General features: G+C 66.9%; 15 protein-coding genes and 1 other RNA gene. 11 read left to right on the top strand and 5 right to left on the bottom strand.

The window, feature by feature from the left end:
- The 3 genes from ACZ5EF_RS18605 to ACZ5EF_RS18595 all read left to right on the top strand — a co-directional run bounded on the left by ACZ5EF_RS18605 (position 1) and on the right by ACZ5EF_RS18595 (position 4,471).
- Entirely contained in the window at positions 1-1,425 is a 1,425-nt protein-coding gene (locus ACZ5EF_RS18605; protein ID WP_346061079.1) for a uroporphyrinogen-III C-methyltransferase, read from the top strand.
- Entirely contained in the window at positions 1,422-2,645 is a 1,224-nt protein-coding gene (locus tag ACZ5EF_RS18600; RefSeq protein ID WP_346061080.1) for a heme biosynthesis HemY N-terminal domain-containing protein, read from the top strand. Before ACZ5EF_RS18605 ends, ACZ5EF_RS18600 begins: the two co-directional genes overlap by 4 nt.
- 449 nt (positions 2,646-3,094) lie before the next feature.
- Positions 3,095-4,471 (top strand): NCS2 family permease, encoded by a 1,377-nt coding sequence (locus tag ACZ5EF_RS18595; RefSeq protein ID WP_346061081.1) that lies wholly within the window; start codon positions 3,095-3,097, stop codon positions 4,469-4,471.
- Between the two features lie 82 nt (positions 4,472-4,553).
- Here the strand turns inward: ACZ5EF_RS18595 and ybiO are convergent, their stop codons facing one another.
- Entirely contained in the window at positions 4,554-6,833 is a 2,280-nt protein-coding gene (gene ybiO / locus ACZ5EF_RS18590; RefSeq protein ID WP_346061141.1) for a mechanosensitive channel protein, read from the bottom strand.
- 255 nt (positions 6,834-7,088) lie between these two features.
- Between ybiO and ACZ5EF_RS18585 the strand changes: the two genes are divergently transcribed.
- Positions 7,089-7,481 (top strand): fluoride efflux transporter FluC, encoded by a 393-nt coding sequence (locus tag ACZ5EF_RS18585; protein WP_346061082.1) that lies wholly within the window; start codon positions 7,089-7,091, stop codon positions 7,479-7,481.
- Entirely contained in the window at positions 7,478-7,882 is a 405-nt protein-coding gene (locus ACZ5EF_RS18580; protein ID WP_346061083.1) for a fluoride efflux transporter FluC, read from the top strand. Before ACZ5EF_RS18585 ends, ACZ5EF_RS18580 begins: the two co-directional genes overlap by 4 nt.
- 48 nt (positions 7,883-7,930) lie before the next feature.
- On the opposite strand, the gene ssrA is transcribed toward ACZ5EF_RS18580, so the two are convergent.
- Positions 7,931-8,310, bottom strand: a transfer-messenger RNA (tmRNA) gene (gene ssrA, locus ACZ5EF_RS18575).
- A 41-nt stretch (positions 8,311-8,351) separates the two neighbouring features.
- Entirely contained in the window at positions 8,352-8,840 is a 489-nt protein-coding gene (smpB, locus tag ACZ5EF_RS18570; RefSeq protein WP_346061084.1) for an SsrA-binding protein SmpB, read from the bottom strand.
- A 123-nt stretch (positions 8,841-8,963) separates the two neighbouring features.
- On the opposite strand from smpB, the gene ACZ5EF_RS18565 reads away from it, so the two are divergent.
- Positions 8,964-9,401 carry a type II toxin-antitoxin system RatA family toxin gene (locus tag ACZ5EF_RS18565; RefSeq protein WP_346061085.1) on the top strand — a complete coding sequence of 146 codons (438 nt, stop codon included), beginning with the start codon at positions 8,964-8,966 and terminating at the stop codon, positions 9,399-9,401.
- A complete protein-coding gene (locus ACZ5EF_RS18560) occupies positions 9,388-9,690 on the top strand; it encodes an RnfH family protein (protein WP_346061086.1) in 303 nt (100 codons plus the stop codon). Before ACZ5EF_RS18565 ends, ACZ5EF_RS18560 begins: the two co-directional genes overlap by 14 nt.
- A gap of 5 nt (positions 9,691-9,695) precedes the next feature.
- Here the strand turns inward: ACZ5EF_RS18560 and ACZ5EF_RS18555 are convergent, their stop codons facing one another.
- On the bottom strand, positions 9,696-10,106 hold the full coding sequence (locus ACZ5EF_RS18555; protein ID WP_346061087.1) for an outer membrane protein assembly factor BamE: 411 nt from the start codon (positions 10,104-10,106) through the stop codon (positions 9,696-9,698).
- A 72-nt stretch (positions 10,107-10,178) separates the two neighbouring features.
- On the opposite strand from ACZ5EF_RS18555, the gene fur reads away from it, so the two are divergent.
- On the top strand, positions 10,179-10,622 hold the full coding sequence (gene fur / locus ACZ5EF_RS18550; RefSeq protein WP_346061088.1) for a ferric iron uptake transcriptional regulator: 444 nt from the start codon (positions 10,179-10,181) through the stop codon (positions 10,620-10,622).
- Between the two features lie 169 nt (positions 10,623-10,791).
- Here fur and recN read toward each other — a convergent pair whose 3' ends face one another.
- Entirely contained in the window at positions 10,792-12,465 is a 1,674-nt protein-coding gene (recN, locus tag ACZ5EF_RS18545) for a DNA repair protein RecN (protein WP_346061089.1), read from the bottom strand.
- 209 nt (positions 12,466-12,674) lie between these two features.
- On the opposite strand from recN, the gene grpE reads away from it, so the two are divergent.
- The 3 genes from grpE (at position 12,675) to dnaJ (ending at position 16,578) form a co-directional block, all read left to right on the top strand.
- On the top strand, positions 12,675-13,292 hold the full coding sequence (gene grpE, locus ACZ5EF_RS18540; protein ID WP_346061090.1) for a nucleotide exchange factor GrpE: 618 nt from the start codon (positions 12,675-12,677) through the stop codon (positions 13,290-13,292).
- Positions 13,293-13,405: 113 nt separating this feature from the next.
- A complete protein-coding gene (gene dnaK / locus ACZ5EF_RS18535) occupies positions 13,406-15,337 on the top strand; it encodes a molecular chaperone DnaK (RefSeq protein WP_346061091.1) in 1,932 nt (643 codons plus the stop codon).
- 92 nt (positions 15,338-15,429) lie between these two features.
- Positions 15,430-16,578, top strand: coding sequence for a molecular chaperone DnaJ (dnaJ, locus tag ACZ5EF_RS18530; protein ID WP_346061092.1), 1,149 nt, complete (start codon positions 15,430-15,432; stop codon positions 16,576-16,578).
- The last annotated feature ends 3 nt before the right edge of the window (positions 16,579-16,581 follow it).

Below are 16,581 nucleotides of genomic sequence, written 5' to 3'. Positions count from 1 at the left end.
ATGAGCAAGCAACCACACGATCAGGACGAACGGCCGGCGCCCGGCGCCGCCTCCCAAGATGCCGACGACCAGGCGGGCGAGGCCTCCCAGGCGGAGTCAGGCAAGGGGCGCAGTGGTGGGCGACGGCGGCGCGGCGGCCAGGGGAGTCAATCCCGGGCCGGTGGCGCCGCCCAGGGGCAGGCCGCCAAGGCGGCCGAATCGTCGACGGCGGACAAGGCCAGCGACACGCCGACTTCCGGCGCCGCGGCGTCCGGTGGTGGGGCACCCGGCAAGTCGACACCGGCCAAGCCCGGCGCCGCCAAGGGCGGCACCGGTAAGGGCGGCACCGGTAAGGCCGCTTCCGGCAAGGCTTCCGGAGGCGGTCAGGGCGGCACGCCTCCCGGCGCCTCTCAGGGGAGCGGTGGCAAGACCGGCCCGGTGGCCCTGGTGCTGGTGGTGTTGCTGGCGCTGGTCGGCCTATGGCTGGGTTGGATGGGCTGGCAGGCCCTGAACGAGCAGCGCGAGCGCCTGGCCGCCGCCGAGACGGAGCTGGCCGAACTGCGCTCCCTGGGAGGCCTGGAGGCGCGGCTGAGCGAGCAGGCCGAGGACAACCGTGCCGCCCTGACCGGCGAGGTGGCGACCCTGGAAGGCGAGTTCGAGGCCTACCGTGGCGAGGTGAACGAGGCCCTGGATCGGGTGCTGGCGGAACTGGCCCGGGAGCAGAGCGCCGACGAGCGGGAGTGGCTGCACGCCGAGGCGGCCTATCTGCTGCGCCTGGCCAATCAGCGAGTGCAACTGGAGCGTGACCCGGAGGGCGCCGCGGCCCTGCTGCGCACCGCCGATGCGCGCCTGAACGAGGCCGACAACCCGGCCCTGTTGCCGGTGCGGCGCGCCCTGGCCAGCGAGCTGGCCGCCCTGGAGGCGGTGCCGAGGGTCGATCGCACCGGGCTCTACCTGGCGCTGGATGCCCAGCAGCAGCAATTGGCGACCCTGCCGCTCTCCCAGGACGTGGAAGAGCTGGCGCTGGAGATCGGCAATAGCGAGGCGCCCAGCGGTGGCTGGCGCGAGCAACTGGGGCGCTTCGCCGGCGAGTTGAGCTCCCTGGTGACGGTGCGCCAGCATGACGAGGCCCTGGAGGCCCTGATCGCCCCCGATCAGGAGGCCTACCTGCGCCAGAACGTGCGGCTGCTGATCGAACAGGCCCAACTGGCCCTGCTCAAGGAGGAGGAGGCCCTCTATCGGGCCAGCCTCGACGAGGCGATCGCCCTGGTGGAGGGCTACTACGCCACCGATCGCGAGGGCGTTCAATCGACCCTGACGCGGCTGGCGGAGCTGCGTGAGCGGGAGGTTCGCCCCGAGCTTCCCGATATCAGCGCTTCCCAGCAGGCCCTGAGCCGTTTCATCGATAGCCGCTTCGGCGGTGCCGGGGAGGCGGATGAGTCATGAGAAAGCTGATCCTGCTTATCGTCGTCGGCCTGGCGCTCGGCGCCCTCTTCGGTCAGCTGATGCAGTCCTTTCCGGGCTACTGGCTGATCCGGGTCGGCGACACCTCGGTGCAGACCTCCTTCTGGTTCGGCCTGGTACTGCTGCTGGCGGCCTTCCTGGTGCTGCACTTCGCGCTGCGCGTCCTGGTGCGGCTGCGGCGTCCGGTGAGCCGCCTCAAGTTATGGAATAGCCGCACTCGCAACCGTAACGCCATGAAGCGCACCGTGCGCGGCCTGGTGGCCCTGGCCGAGGGGCGCTGGAAGAAGGCCGAGAAGTCGCTGGTCAAGGCCGCCGAGGACTCGAGTACGCCCCTGGTCAACTACCTGTCGGCGGCGCTGGCGGCCCATTACCAGGGCAACTTCGAACAGGCCGACACCCTGCTCAAGCGGGCGCACCTGAGTACCGAGGGGGCCGATACCGCGGTGGGCATGATGCAGGCCCAACTGATGCTGGATCGCCAGCAGTATGAGGAGGCTCTGGCCACCCTGACCCGCCTCGACAAGCAGCTGCCGAATCATCCCCAGGTGCTCAAGCAGCTCAAGCAGGCCTACCTCAGCGTCAGCGACTGGGACGGGCTGCGCCGGCTGATGCCGCGCCTCGCGGCCCAGCAGCTGATCGCCGATGAGGAGCGTCACGAGCTCGAGAAGCGCGCCTACCGGGAACTGTTGTCCCAGGCCGCCCGCCACCCCGAGGACGTGGAGCGGGTGCGCAACCTCTGGGCCGATATGCCGGACGGCCTGCGCGGCGACGTGGATCTGGTGGTGCTCTATGCCGAGGCGCTGGTGCGCGGCAAGCAGGAGGGCATCGCCGAGCGCCTGCTGCGCCACTCCCTCAAGGTCTGCTGGGATCCGCGCCTGGTGTTGCGCTACGGCCTGCTCAGCGTCGATCCGGCCCGCCAACTGGTGTATGCCGAGAAGTGGCTGCAGGAGCGCCCCAATGACCCGGACCTGCTGCTGACCCTGGGCCGCCTGTCGCTGCGTAACGCCTACTGGGGCAAGGCCCAGGAGTATTTCGAGGCGAGCCAGCGCCAGCGCCCCAGCGGCGTGGTCTGTGCCGAGCTGGCCCGGCTCTATGCCAACCTGGGCGAGCATAACAAGAGCCAGCTCTATTACCGCCAGAGCGTCGAGCTGCTTGACAGGTCGCTGCCGGCGCTGCCGCAGCCCAGCGACCGGGACGACTGATCCCACTCTATTCGCTTTGCTCTCCTGGGCGCCTGCGGGCGCCCTTTTTTATGGTTATTCGCAGAACAGCGTGAAGCCACGACATGGCAGATCTCCGGCTTGCTGTTGTGGGAGCTGGCTTTAGCCGGCGATTTTGGCCGGCTCGGCTGATTTACACCCGCTTCCCCATCGCCTGCTGAAGCAGGCTTGTATGTTTGAAGGAGACCCAGAAAGGACAATAGTGAGAAGGCTTTAGCCGCGGTCCCACCATGGTATTCACGCCAGTCTGCGATGAACCTTTTTTCTGCCTCGCCACCCTGGCAGGCGGTCGGTATCGGCGCTCGATATGGCAATGACAAATAGCCCCTATCAGGATGTCGACTTGTCCGCTTGGTCAACACTGGCTAGGCTGGTCGTGTTGACCGATTGGTCAGTTCCTCTGCCATCCCAAGAACAAAGAGGCCATGACAATGACTCAGAGCTCCACCGTCCGTGACGAGGCGCCCACCGAAGGGGCCTCCCCGGCCGCTGCCTCGGCCCCCTGGCTGGATACCTACTTCGGCGTGACTCGGCGTGGCTCCACGCTGCGCACCGAGATCCTCGCCGGCATCGCCACCTTCCTGGCGTCCATGTATATCATCGTGGTCAATCCGGCGATCCTCAGTGACGCCGGTATTCCCTTCTCGGCGGCCCTCTCCGCCACCGTGTTGATCAGTTTCATGAGCAGCCTGGCCATGGGCCTCTATGCCCGCAATCCCATCCTGGTGGCCCCGGGCATGGGCATGAACGCGCTGTTCACCTACACCCTGGTGCATGGCGCCGGCCTCTCCTGGGAGGTGGCCCTGGGCTGCGTCTTCTGGTCCGGGGTGTTGTTCGCCCTGCTGGCGGTATTCAATGTGCGCAAGGCGATCATCGAGGCGATTCCCGCTTCGCTGCGCTATGCCATTACCTGCGGTATCGGGCTCTTTATCACCTTTATCGGCTTCAAGAACGCCGGCTTCATCGTCTCCAACCCCGCGACCCTGGTCTCCCTGGGCAACATGGATCCCATGTTGATCACCTTCTTCCTGGGCATGATGGCCACCGTGATCCTGGTGATCCTGCGCATGAGCGGCGCCCTGATCCTGGGCATCGCCGTGACCACCCTGCTGGCGCTGCCCATGGGGCGGCTGTGGGGTGAAGAGGTGGTCGTGCAGTGGGCCGGCCTGGCCGCCTGGCCCGACTTCAGCGCGGTGATGCAGGTGGATATCCTGGGCGCCCTGAAGGTGGCCTACCTGCCGTTTATCTTCGTGATGCTGTTCACCAACTTCTTCGATGCGCTCTCCTGCTTCATGGCGCTCTCCGAGTCCGCCGATCTCAAGGACAAGGATGGCAATCCGCGCAACCTCAAGCGTTCCATGACCGTGGATGCCTTCGCCTCGATGATCGCCGCGCCGCTGGGCACCAGCGCCGCCCAGACCTTTATCGAGTCCGGTGCCGGCGTCGCCCAGGGCGGACGCACCGGCCTGGTGGCGGTGACCATCGCCCTGCTGTTCCTGCCCTTCCTGTTCCTCTCGCCGCTGCTCTCCCTGGTGCCGGGCATCGCCACCGCCCCGGCCCTGGTGCTGGTGGGCCTCTTTATGCTGGCGCCGATTACCAAGATCGACTGGACCCGCTATGACCAGGCCTTCCCCGCCTTCCTGGCGATCATCCTGATGCCGCTCACCTACTCCATTACCCTGGGCATCGCCTTCGGCTTCCTCAGCTTCGTGCTGATCAAGCTGGCCACCGGCCGCCTGGAGGAGATCAAGCCGGCCATGTGGGTCTCGGCGGCGCTCAGCGTGGTGATGCTGGTGACCACCCACTGACAACGCGGTCGATACGTAAACGCACGGGGGCGGCTCTTATGAGCCGCCCCCGTGCGTTCCAGGCCTAGCGTGATTCGCCTCGCTAGTCATGCTCCGTGGAGTTGGGCCTGGCGCGAGGATCCTCCTCGAAGTGCTGGTCCGGGCCGGCAGCAGCCTGGCCGCCGGGGCGACCGTCGATATCGAAGGGCTGCTTCATCAGGCGCAGGTTGGCCGGCGGGGCCTCGCCCTCCTTGCCCACCCCGAAGTAGAGGGTGGTGTGCGGGAAGGGGATCTCGATGCCCTTGGCGTCGAAGTGCAGTTTCACCAGGCGGTTATAGGCGCGTCCCACGGCCCACTGATTGCCCGGCGTGGCCTTGATGCGCACGCGGATATTCACCGAGCTGTCGGCCAGGGCGGTGACACCGGCCACTTCCAGCGGGGCGAGGATATCCATGCGGTGCTCCTCGCTGCTGGCCAGCTCGTCGAAGGCCTCGCGCAGGGCGATGATGGCCTCGTCGATGCTCTCGCGATAGGCGATGCCGTACTCGCCCACGTGATAGCCGAACTCGCGCATATAGTTCGATACGGTGTCCACGCTGGAGAAGGGGATCAGGTGGTAGGTGCCGTTGAGGTCACGGATGCCCACCGAGCGGATGCTCAGGCGTTCGGCGGTACCGGTGATGCCGCCCACCGTGACCACGTCGCCGGTGTTCATGGCATTTTCCACCTGGATGAAGATGCCGGTGATGATGTCCTGCACCAGTTTCTGGGCACCGAAGCCGATGGCCAGGCCCAGCACCCCGGCGCCGGCGATCAGCGGGCCGATATTGATACCGATCTCGGCCAGCACGATCATCACGGTGATGGTGATCAGGGCGATGGCCAGGGCGTTGCGGAACAGGGCCAGCAGAGTCTTGGCGCGGGCCGAGGGCTCGCCGCCGCCGGTTTCCGGGTTGAGGCGATGCTCGATCAGGCTGGCCAGGGCCAGCCAGACGCCGGCCGCCACGGTGAGGATCACCGCCACGCTGACCAGCTTGCCGACCAGGCCGCGGCCCGCCTCGGAGGCGTACCAGGCGGCCAGGTCGAAGGCGCCCCAGGCATTCAGCACCAGCAGGATCACGGCGACCAGGATCACCGCGCGGATCGCCCGCAGGGCGTTGGGCACATAGGCATTGAGGCGCGTCTCCAGCAGCGGCAGCTTATGACGCAGCTCCTCCGAAAGGGTGATATGGCGGCCGATGGTCTGGGTCAGCAGGCTGGAGAGCAGCATGCCGAACCCCGCGACCACCAGGGTCTTGAGGGTGGCGATCAGCACGAAGGGCAGGGCGTCCTCGGGGCGCAGCAGGGTCAGCAGCAGCACCACCAGGAAGTAGAGGATCGCCAGGATATGCCAGGTGCGGGCGAACAGGCTCAGGGAGATCCGGGTCGCGGTAAAGCTGGTTTTCTCGGCGGCCGCCTCGAGGGCATGGCGCAGCTTGGGGCGGTTCTTGAGCACCACCGTCACCGCATAGATGAAGGCCCCCAGCATGATCAGGGTGCCGGCGGCCTGGCCCAGGGCCGGCGCCAGGTAGACATTGATCAGGGGCACCGCCACCAGCAGGCCATAGCCGGCCAGGCCGATCAGCCGGGCGATCCAGCGATTCCAGTAGGAAGCCTCGGCGGCGGAGATCGGCAGCAGGCGCAACCCCTCGTAGTGGGAGGCGAAGAGCATGCGCAGGGCCGCCTTGAGCAGCTCGATCACCAGGAAGGCGTTGAGGAACAGCGAGGCCCGGGTGGAGAGCTCGCCGGCCTCGCCGATCAGGAAGGTGGCGATCAGGTTGCCGCCCAGGTAGGCCAGGGCCACCACCAGCACGTCGAGGGTCGCCGCGATGGCCACGGCCGTCAGCAGGCGCAGCACCGGGGGCGGTCCGCCGCTCGCCAGGGACCACTGGCCGAGGCGGGTAAAGCCGCCCCGGGCCAGCCGCCGGAAGGCGAAGAAGAGTACCAGGGTGGCGATGATCACCAGCACCAGGTTAAGGGTGGCGGAAAGCACCGCCCCCACATCGACGGGGGTATCGGGCTGGCCGGTGGCGAGGTCGCTCAGCGTCTCCACCACCTGACCGAACTGATTGCCCAGGTCGCCGGCGATCTGGCTGGTGGTCTCGGCGACGCGCCGGGCCAGGCTGGGCTCGGCGGCCGTGGCTGAGGCCTCGGCGGTGGCCGCGGTGGTCTCGCCGTTGGCCAGTTCGCGTAGTCGAGTGATCAGTTCGGCGCGACTCTGCTCATTTTCCAGCAGATCGGCCAGGGTGGCATAGGGAGTAGGGGGCTCTTGCTGGGCCAGTGCCGGCAGGCCGAGGGTCATCAGCACGACCATCAGCCAGGCCAGTAGGCCCACTCGACGCATATTCGGCACGCTTGCCTCCGTGTATAAGCGTGGGTGGGGCGGTAGGGCTCGCCGGGACGAGCGTCCGCCTATCTTGGCGTGCCGGCCCCGAGGGCACAAGCCATGTGATGGCTAACGGTTTATCCGGAGCGGCCATGCTCGATCCCATATCCGGCCTCCTGAAAAACCAGTGGGCTCCTTCGCCGCCCCTGCGGGTGGCGCTTGCCATGGCGGCCCGGGTAGCATGAGGCCACCGCGAGGGAGGGGAGAGCCAAGATGGGAGTCGGGCAGGGCATCGTGCTGGTGGCGCTGGGAGGCGTCCTGGGTGGGGTGGGGCGCGTCTGGCTGAGTCAATGGGTGGGGCGTCGTACCCCCAGCGACTTTCCCTGGGGGACCCTGGCGGTCAATCTCTGCGGCGCCCTGGTGTTGGGCGTTATCGCGGCCCATGGAGTGGCGGGCGGCGCGCTTTGGGCGTTGCTGGCCGTCGGCCTGCTGGGCAGCTTTACCACCGTCTCCTCCTTCGCCTACCAGAGCCTGACCCTGCTGCGTGGGCCCCATCCCGGCCTGGGATGGCTCAACTTGGTCTTGACCCTGGGGCTGGGGCTCGCCGCCATGGTGCTGGGGCATGCCCTGGGTAGCGGTATGGCGAGTTGGGGCGGGACGCCATGAGGTGGCGGCTCTATCTGGCGGCGGGCCTGGGCAGTGGCCTGGGGGCCGTGCTGCGCTATGGGCTCTCCCTGGCACTATGGGGCTCGGCCTTCCCCTGGGCGACCCTGCTGGCCAATGGCCTGGGGGCCTTCGTCATGGGGCTGATCGCCACCCTGGCCCGGGTGCCGGGACGCTGGATGCTCTCGCCGGTGGCCCAGCACTTCTGGCTGGCCGGGGTGTGCGGTGGCTTTACCACCTTCTCGCTATTTAGCCTGGAGACCTTGCGGCTCTGGGAGGCCGGCCGGCCTTCCATGGCATTGGGGTATCTGGGGCTGTCGATGGCGCTCTGGCTGGCCGCCGCCTGGGGCGGCATCGTCTTCGGCGAGCGCCTCAAGGCGCGCTGGGCCCTGCCGGAGCGCTAGACCATCGGAAACGACAAGGGCCACCGCGAGGGTGGCCCTGTCTTCAAGTGGTGGAGGCGGCGGGGATCGAACCCGCGTCCGCCGGCACTCGCCTATCAGCTCTACATGCTTAGTTTCGTCTTTTGATTTAACCCGGCTGGCTCCGACGAGCAGGATCCAGACGCGCGATTCTTCAAGAGTTTAACGACCGGCGTGAAGACGCCACCGGACGCGATCCCATCAGTCTTGGCTCATATCCCCTCGGCGATAAATGGGCACATCGCGTTGGGGCCGGACAAGAAGCTAACAGCGTTTAAGCTGCCAGCGCGCCCTGAGCGTAGTTTTCGTCGTTTGCGACTATTTAATCGTGATGTTGGATTTACGAGATACATCACGCTCTCGGCATGCACCTCAAGGGTTGCCACCGGCGTCGAAGCCATGTCGCCCCCATAGCCAGGCATTCTATCAGCTTGCCCGAAGATATGACAGCCTAGGCCTTGGCGTGTTCCCGCATGATGCGGCCCTTCTGACGGTTCCAGTCGCGATCCTTCTCGGTGGCCCGCTTGTCGTGCTGCTTCTTACCGGTCACCAGGGCCAGTTCGCACTTCACCCGGCTACCCTTCCAGTAGAGCTTGAGGGGCACGCAGGTATGCCCCTTGTCCTGGGTGCGCGAGAAGATCTTGGCGATCTCCTTCTTGTGCAGCAGCAGCTTGCGGGTGCGCGTCGGGTCGGCGATCTCGTGGGTGCTGGCGGTGTTCAGCGGCGTGATATGGCTACCCAGCAGGTAGGCCTCGCCATGACGCACCAGGATATAGGTGTCGGTGAGCTGGCCCTTGCCGGCGCGCAGGCTCTTCACCTCCCAGCCGGCCAGCACCAGGCCTGCCTCGAAGGTCTCGTCAATATGGTATTCGAAGCGCGCCTTCTTGTTTTGGGCGATGACATTGCTGCCGGGGCCCTTGCCCTTGCCTTTCTTGGCCATGGAACCTCGTGTCGTGATCTAGCGTTGGCTGGCCCCTCCGGTAGGGGGGGAAGCGTGATACCATTCGTGAAAAACAACCGCTCATGATACGCCCAGGGCCCTGTAAAGTCAGCGGAGAGGTAGATGCCAACGGTCAATCGGTCCGCCCTCGTGCGGCACTCCCCCCAGGCCATGTTCGATCTGGTCAATGATTTCGAACGCTATCCGGAGTTCTTGCCCGGCTGCCGACGTGCCCGGCTGCTCGAGCACGATGATGCCCATCTGGTGGGGGAGCTGACCCTGGCCAAGGCGGGCATCGAGCAGAGTTTTACCACCCGCAACGACCTGCATGCCCCGGAGCGCATCGAGCTCTCCCTGGTGCATGGGCCCTTTCGCCGCCTGCAGGGACGCTGGCTGTTCACCCCCATGGGCGAGGATGCCTGCAAGGTGAGCCTGGAGCTGGAGTTCGAATTCGCCAGTCGCTTGCTGGGCATGGCCTTCGGGCGCCTCTTCCAGCAGGTGGCCGGCCAGTTGGTGGACTCCTTCACCCGTCGTGCCGACGACGTCTATGGCCGCTACTGAGACCCTGGCGGTGGAGGTGGCCTTCGCCCTGCCGGAGAAGCAGCGCATCGTCACCCTGGCGGTGGCGCCGGGCACCACCGCGCGACAGGCGGTGAGCCTGTCGCGGATCGCCGAGCAGTTTCCCGAGCTGCCCGCCGACACCTTCGACCGGGCCCCCCTGGGGATCTTCGGCAAGGCGCTGCGGCAACCCGAGGCGCAGGCCCTGCGCGAGGGCGATCGGGTCGAGATCTATCGCCCCCTGCAGATCGATCCCAAGGCGGCCCGCCGCCGGCGAGCCGCCGGGGGTTGAGCCGTTTACTCGACGGGCGCGAGCGTGGCCCCTGGCTGGGCACTTTCGCTGGCGGGGCCGGCCTCCTCGACGTTGGGCAGCGGAATCTCCTCGGAGAGGTCGCCCTGGATCGCCACATCGACCAGGCGGTCGCCGGCGAAGGTCAGGGTGACCCGGCGCTGCTCCACGCCGTCGTAGGCCTTGTCGAGACGATAGACATAGTCCCACTGGTCGGCGTCGAAGGGCGCCTCGAGCAGGGGGCTGCCCATCAGCTGGCGCACCTGGTTGCGGCTCATGCCGGGTTGCAGTTGCTCCACGGCGCTCTGCTCCACCAGGTTGCCCTGGGGCAGGTCGCGCTTGTAGACGCCGAAATAGCTGCAGCCGCTGACCAGGGTCAGGGCGACGGAAAGGGTGACTGTTTTAATCAGCTTTTGCATTTGCGCCTGTTCTTCACTATCGTTGATTTGGTCGATCATACCCGACCCTACACCTTACTGCGAAGAGCAACCATGGCCGACCAGAACCATGAATTGCGCAAGGCCGGGCTCAAGGTAACCCTGCCGCGCGTCAAGATCCTGCAGATCCTCGAGAGCTCCAGTGGCCGCCACCTGAGTGCCGAGGATGTCTATAAAGCCCTGTTGGACGCCGGTGAGGACGTTGGCCTCGCGACCGTCTACCGGGTGCTGACCCAGTTCGAGTCCGCCGGCCTGGTGATGCGCCATAATTTCGATGGTGGTCACGCCGTCTTCGAGCTTTCCCACGATGAGCACCATGATCATATGGTGTGCCTGGAGAGCGGCGAGATCATCGAGTTCTTCGATGAGACCATCGAGCGCCGCCAGCAGGAGATCGCCGAGGAGCACGGCTTCGAGCTGGTGGACCATGCCCTGGTGCTCTATGTGCGCCCCAAGGGCTCCAAGGCGACCCGCCAGGAAGGCATCCAGAAGAAGTAAGTGGCAACACCCTGCCTAGCCAATGACTCGGCCCCGATCATCGATCGGGGCCGAGTGCGTTTTGGGATGCGGTCGTTTATCTCAGTGATGGGCCCGCTGGCTGGCGTCGAGCATTTCCCGGGCATGGGCCGGGGGTATCGAGAGTCGTCGGACAGGGGCTTTCTCGGTCTCAGTGATGAGCCCTCTGGCTGGCATCGAGCATCTCCCTGGCGTGGGCCAGGGTCCTGTCGGACAGGTTGACGCCGCCCAGCATCCGCGCCAGTTCGCGCACCCGGCCGGCCCCGTCCAACAGCGCCATACGGGTCAGGGTGGTGTCGCGCTTGGCCTGCTTCTCGATATGCAGGTGCTGATGGGCCTGGGCGGCCACCTGGGGCAGGTGGGTCACGGTCAGCACCTGGCCCGAGGCGCCCAGGCGCTTGAGCAGTTGGCCGACGATCTCCGCGGTGGCGCCGGAGATGCCCACGTCCACCTCGTCGAAGACCAGGCTGGGAATGGTGGAGTGGCTGGCCGCCACCACCTGAATGGCCAGGCTGATGCGTGACAGCTCGCCGCCGGAGGCCACCTTGGCCAGGGGGCGGGGCGGTTGTCCCGGATTGGCGGCGATCAGGAAGGCGACGCGATCCAGGCCCTCGGCGGCGGGGGCCTCCCGCTCGCCGACTTGCACCTCGAAGCGGGCCTTGCCCATGGCCAGGAAGGTCAACTGCTGCTGCACCGCCTTGGCCAGCCGGCCGGCGGCCTCGCGGCGTGCCTTCGACAGCGCCTTGGCCTGCTGGCGCCAGCGCTCGCCGAGGGTCTCCACCTCGGCGGCGAGCTGCTCCAGGTCCCCTTCGCCGCCCTCCAGGCCGGCCAGTTCCGCCGCCAGGCGCTGATGCAGCTCGGTCAGCTCCTCCGGCAGGCAGTGATGCTTGCGGGCGATGCGATGCACCTCGCCCAGGCGGCCATCCACCCAGGCCAGGCGCTCCGGATCCAGCTCGGTGGTGTCGGCGAAACGCTGCAGTTCGCGGCTGGCCTCGCTCACCTGGATCTGCGCTTCCTCGAGCAGTCCCAGGGCCTCGGCCAGGGCGCCGCGATCACAGCCCGGCAGGGCGGCCAGGCGGCTGGCCGCCTGGTGCAACAGGGTCAGGGCGCCGCCGTCGTCGTTATCGCAGCACTGGGCGGCGAACTGCGCCTCGCGCAGGCTCTCTTCGGCATGAGCCAGGCTCTCCTGCTCCTGCTCCAGGGCCTCCAGCTCGCCGTCGGCCAGGGCCAGGGCGTCCAGTTCATCCACCTGGTAGCGCAGCAGTTGGCGGCGGGCGGCCAGCTCCTCGCCGCTCTCCGCCAGCCGCTTGAGGCGCCGACGACTGGCCTGCCACTGACGGAAGGTCTCGGCCAGCTCGACGGCGGCGGTAGCCTGGCCGGCGAAGTCGTCCAGCAGGTTGAGGTGGGTCTCTTCGCGCAGCAGCGCCTGGTGGGCGTGCTGGCCATGCACCTGAATCAGGTGCTCGCCGAGGCCGCGCAGGTCGGTCACGGTGGCGGGCTGGCCGTTGATCCATGCCTTGGAGCGGCCGTTGGCGGTGACTACCCGGCGCAGCAGGCAGTCGTCGCCGGGCAGGTCGCGGGCCTCGAGCCAGGCGCGCGCCTCGGGCAGTTCGCCGACCTCGAAGCGGGCGCTGAGGTCGGCGCGTTCGGCACCGTGGCGCACGCTGCCGGCATCGGCGCGCTCGCCCAGGCACAGCCCCAGGGCGCCCAGCAGGATCGACTTGCCGGCCCCGGTCTCCCCGGTGATGGCGGTCATGCCGCCGCCCAGGTCCAGTTCCAGGTCATCGACGATGGCGTAATCGTGGATCGCAAGCTGCACCAGCATGGCCTATTTCCTCCCTGGGTCGTGCGGCGGGACCGGCGAGTGAGTCTGTTCTTTTATACAGTGTTTTATACAGTAGCCCAGGGGCGACGACAATGCTCGAGTCGTCGCATGCCTTGAGATCGCCGCAGGCATCCCCATATCAGGGAGCAACTCATGCTCAACCCTTTAGTGAGGTGGCCCCGGGCCGCCGCCGACGTCAGGAGAACCCCATGGCCAAAGACCCGCAGACCCCGTTGGATGAGGAGCTGATGCGCCAGGAGCAGGAAGCCGAGCCGCAGCCCGTGGAGGGTGAGGTGGAGTCCGCCGCCGAGGCCGCCGAGCAGGCCGAGGATCAGGGCGAGGTCAGCGACAACCCCGAGGCCGAGGTGCTGGCGGCCCGGGTCGAGGAGCTCGAGCAGGGCCTGGCCGAGGCCAAGGATCAGGCCCTGCGTGCCGCCGCCGAGGCCCAGAACGTGCGCCGCCGCGCCGAGCAGGAGGCCGAGAAGGCGCGCAAGTTCGCCCTGGAGAAGTTCGTCAAGGAACTGCTGCCGGTGGTGGACAGCCTGGAGAAGGCCCTGGAGACCATGGGCGAGGAGGCCTCCGAGGCCCATCGCGAAGGCGTCGCCATGACCCTCAAGATGCAGCTCGATGTGCTGGCCAAGTTCGGCGTCGAGGCGGTGGAGCCCGCCGGCGAGCCCTTCGATCCGCAGGTGCACGAGGCCATGGCCATGGTGCCCAATCCCGAGCTGGACCCCAACACCGTGATGGATGTGATGCAGAAGGGGTATCTGCTCAATGGTCGCCTGGTACGCCCGGCCATGGTGGTGGTCAGTCAGGCCGCCGGCTGAGCGAGGGACACAGGGGGACTTGAAAAGCCGTGAGGCCTCCCCCACATACAGCACAACGCCGCGGCAAAGGCCGCAACGCACGAATCAAGATCACGAATTTTCGAGGATTTCCTATGGGACGCATCATCGGTATTGACCTGGGGACCACCAACTCCTGTGTGGCCGTACTCGACGGCGACAGCGCCAAAGTCATCGAGAACGCCGAAGGTGGCCGCACCACGCCGTCCATCATCGCCTACACCGATGATGGCGAGACCCTGGTGGGTCAGGCGGCCAAGCGCCAGGCGGTCACCAATCCGCAGAACACCCTCTACGCCATCAAGCGCCTGATCGGTCGCCGCTTCAAGGACGACGTCGTTCAGAAGGACATCAAGATGGTGCCCTACGCCATCACCGAGGCCGACAACGGCGACGCCTGGGTGGAAGTGAAGGGCAAGAAGCTGGCTCCGCCGCAGGTCAGCGCCGAAGTGCTGAAGAAGATGAAGAAGACCGCCGAAGACTACCTGGGTGAGGAAGTCACCGAGGCGGTCATCACCGTGCCGGCCTACTTCAACGACAGCCAGCGTCAGGCCACCAAGGACGCCGGCCGCATCGCCGGTCTCGAGGTCAAGCGCATCATCAACGAGCCCACCGCGGCGGCCCTGGCCTACGGCATGGACAAGTCGCGTGGCGACAAGACCATCGCGGTCTATGACCTGGGTGGCGGCACCTTCGATATCTCCATCATCGAAGTGGCCGACGTCGACGGCGAGACCCAGTTCGAGGTGCTGGCCACCAACGGCGACACCTTCCTGGGTGGCGAAGACTTCGACATGTACCTGATCAACTACCTGGTCGCGCAGTTCAAGACCGACAGCGGCATCGACCTGTCCGGCGACAACCTGGCCATGCAGCGCCTCAAGGAAGCCGCCGAGAAGGCCAAGATCGAGCTGTCCAGCGCCCAGCAGACCGACGTCAACCTGCCCTATATCACCGCCGACAACACCGGTCCCAAGCACCTCAACGTCAAGGTGACCCGGGCCAAGCTGGAGTCGCTGGTGGAGGACCTGGTGCAGCGCTCCCTGGCGCCCTGCAAGACCGCCCTCAAGGACGCCGGCCTGTCCGCTTCCGAGATCGACGACGTCATCCTGGTCGGCGGCCAGACCCGCATGCCGCTGGTGCAGAAGAAGGTCGCCGACTTCTTCGGCAAGGACGCCCGCAAGGACGTCAACCCGGACGAAGCCGTGGCCGTGGGTGCGGCGATCCAGGGCGGCGTGCTGGGCGGCGACGTCAAGGACGTGCTGCTGCTCGACGTCACCCCGCTGACCCTGGGCATCGAGACCCTGGGCGGCGTGATGACCCCGCTGATCGAGAAGAACACCACCATCCCGACCAAGAAGACCCAGACCTTCTCCACCGCGGATGACAACCAGACCGCCGTGACCATTCACGTGCTGCAGGGCGAGCGCAAGCAGGCGGGCGGCAACAAGTCCCTGGGTCGCTTCGACCTGGCCGACATCCCGCCGGCGCCGCGCGGCGTGCCGCAGATCGAGGTCGCCTTCGACCTGGACGCCAACGGCATCCTGCACGTCTCCGCCAAGGACAAGGCCACCAACAAGGAGCAGTCGATCGTCATCAAGGCCTCCAGTGGCCTCTCCGATGACGAGATCGAGCAGATGGTCCGCGACGCCGAGGCGCATGCCGACGAGGACAAGAAGTTCGAGGAGCTGGTGGCCCTGCGCAACCAGGCCGACGGCATGATCCATGCTTCCAGGAAGACCCTGGAGGAGGCCGGCGACAAGGTCTCCGACGAGGAGAAGCAGGCCATCGAGGGCGCCATCGGCGAGCTCGAGGAGGCGCTGAAGGGCGACGACAAGGACGCCATCCAGGCCAAGCTGGACAAGCTCACCGAAGCCTCCGGCCAGGTCGCCCAGAAGATGTACGCCGAGCAGGCCGAGGCCGCCCAGCAGGCCGGTGGCGAGGCCGACGAGGCCGCTGCCAAGCAGGACGATGACGTGGTCGACGCCGAGTACGAAGAAGTCAACGACGACCAGAAAAAGCAGTAAACCACGACATCGGCATCAAGGATGACACCAGCGCGGGGGCCTGACTCCCGCGTTGGTGTTTCCGCGGTGCCGCGATGGAGGCGGACAGACCGATGTCCAAACGCGATTATTATGAGGTACTGGGCGTAGAGCGCGGTGCCGACCAGAAAGAGATCAAGAAGGCCTACCGACGCCTGGCCCAGAAGTTTCACCCCGACCGCAATCCGGACGACGACGGGGCGGCGGCCAAGTTCCGCGAGGTCTCCGAGGCCTACGAGGTGCTCGCCGACGGCGAGAAGCGCGCCGCCTATGACCAGTTCGGTCATGCCGGCGTCGACGGCCAGGCCGGCGGCTTCGGCGGCGGTGGCTTCGGTGGCGCCGGGGCCGGGGGCTTCAGCGATATCTTCGGCGACGTGTTCGGCGATATCTTCGGCGGTGCAGGTGGCGGCCGGCGTAACCCCAATGCCCCCCAGCGCGGCAGCGACCTGCGCTACAACCTGGAGCTCGACCTGGAGGATGCCGTCAGCGGCACCAGCGTCGATATCCGCGTGCCGCGCCATGTGGAGTGCGAGCGCTGCGATGGCGAGGGCGCCGAGCCCGGCTCCAGCAAGGAGACCTGCCCGACCTGTAACGGCCATGGCCAGGTGCGCATGCAGCAGGGCTTCTTCGCCGTGCAGCAGACCTGCCCCACCTGCCATGGCAGTGGCCAGCACATCAAGGTGCCCTGCCACAAGTGCCACGGCGAGGGCCGGGTGCGCGAGACCCGCACCCTGTCGGTGAAGATTCCCGCCGGGGTCGATACCGGCGACCGCATTCGCTTGAACGGCGAAGGCGAGAGCGGCATCAACGGTGGCCCCCCCGGGGACCTCTACGTCCAGGTGGCCATCAAGCCGCACCCGATCTTCCAGCGCGACGGCCGCCACCTGCAGTGCGAGGTGCCGATCAACTTCGTCGATGCGGCGCTGGGCGGCGAGCTGGAGGTGCCGACCCTGGACGGCCGGGTCAAGCTGAAGATCCCCGCCGAGACCCAGACCGGCAAGTTGTTCCGCCTCAAGGGCAAGGGCGTCAAGCCGGTGCGCGGCGGCCCCGCCGGCGACCTGCTGTGCCGGGTGGTGTTGGAGACCCCGATCAGCCTCTCCGAGGAGCAGAAGGAGCTGCTGCGCCGCTTCCAGGAGAGCCTCGGCGAGTCCAACAGCCACTCGCCGCGCAAGAAGAGCTTCTTCGACGGCGTGAAGAAATTCTTCGAGGATATGAAGCCCTAAGCG

This window comes from Bisbaumannia salifodinae (assembly GCF_055388505.1).
This window is presented reverse-complemented; position numbering and strand designations above follow the sequence as displayed.

What these genes read in the sequence shown, in the direction of transcription:
- grpE (WP_346061090.1), top strand. Translation starts at nt 12,675, where the DNA reads ATGGCCAAAGACCCGCAGACCCCGTTGGATGAGGAGCTGATGCGCCAG.
- fur (WP_346061088.1), top strand. Translation starts at nt 10,179, where the DNA reads ATGGCCGACCAGAACCATGAATTGCGCAAGGCCGGGCTCAAGGTAACC.
- ACZ5EF_RS18600 (WP_346061080.1), top strand. Translation starts at nt 1,422, where the DNA reads ATGAGAAAGCTGATCCTGCTTATCGTCGTCGGCCTGGCGCTCGGCGCC.
- ACZ5EF_RS18585 (WP_346061082.1), top strand. Translation starts at nt 7,089, where the DNA reads ATGGGAGTCGGGCAGGGCATCGTGCTGGTGGCGCTGGGAGGCGTCCTG.
- ACZ5EF_RS18560 (WP_346061086.1), top strand. Translation starts at nt 9,388, where the DNA reads ATGGCCGCTACTGAGACCCTGGCGGTGGAGGTGGCCTTCGCCCTGCCG.
- ACZ5EF_RS18565 (WP_346061085.1), top strand. Translation starts at nt 8,964, where the DNA reads ATGCCAACGGTCAATCGGTCCGCCCTCGTGCGGCACTCCCCCCAGGCC.
- ybiO (WP_346061141.1), bottom strand. Translation starts at nt 6,833, where the DNA reads ATGCGTCGAGTGGGCCTACTGGCCTGGCTGATGGTCGTGCTGATGACC.
- smpB (WP_346061084.1), bottom strand. Translation starts at nt 8,840, where the DNA reads ATGGCCAAGAAAGGCAAGGGCAAGGGCCCCGGCAGCAATGTCATCGCC.
- ACZ5EF_RS18555 (WP_346061087.1), bottom strand. Translation starts at nt 10,106, where the DNA reads ATGCAAAAGCTGATTAAAACAGTCACCCTTTCCGTCGCCCTGACCCTG.
- recN (WP_346061089.1), bottom strand. Translation starts at nt 12,465, where the DNA reads ATGCTGGTGCAGCTTGCGATCCACGATTACGCCATCGTCGATGACCTG.
- ACZ5EF_RS18605 (WP_346061079.1), top strand. Translation starts at nt 1, where the DNA reads ATGAGCAAGCAACCACACGATCAGGACGAACGGCCGGCGCCCGGCGCC.
- dnaJ (WP_346061092.1), top strand. Translation starts at nt 15,430, where the DNA reads ATGTCCAAACGCGATTATTATGAGGTACTGGGCGTAGAGCGCGGTGCC.
- dnaK (WP_346061091.1), top strand. Translation starts at nt 13,406, where the DNA reads ATGGGACGCATCATCGGTATTGACCTGGGGACCACCAACTCCTGTGTG.
- ACZ5EF_RS18580 (WP_346061083.1), top strand. Translation starts at nt 7,478, where the DNA reads ATGAGGTGGCGGCTCTATCTGGCGGCGGGCCTGGGCAGTGGCCTGGGG.
- ACZ5EF_RS18595 (WP_346061081.1), top strand. Translation starts at nt 3,095, where the DNA reads ATGACTCAGAGCTCCACCGTCCGTGACGAGGCGCCCACCGAAGGGGCC.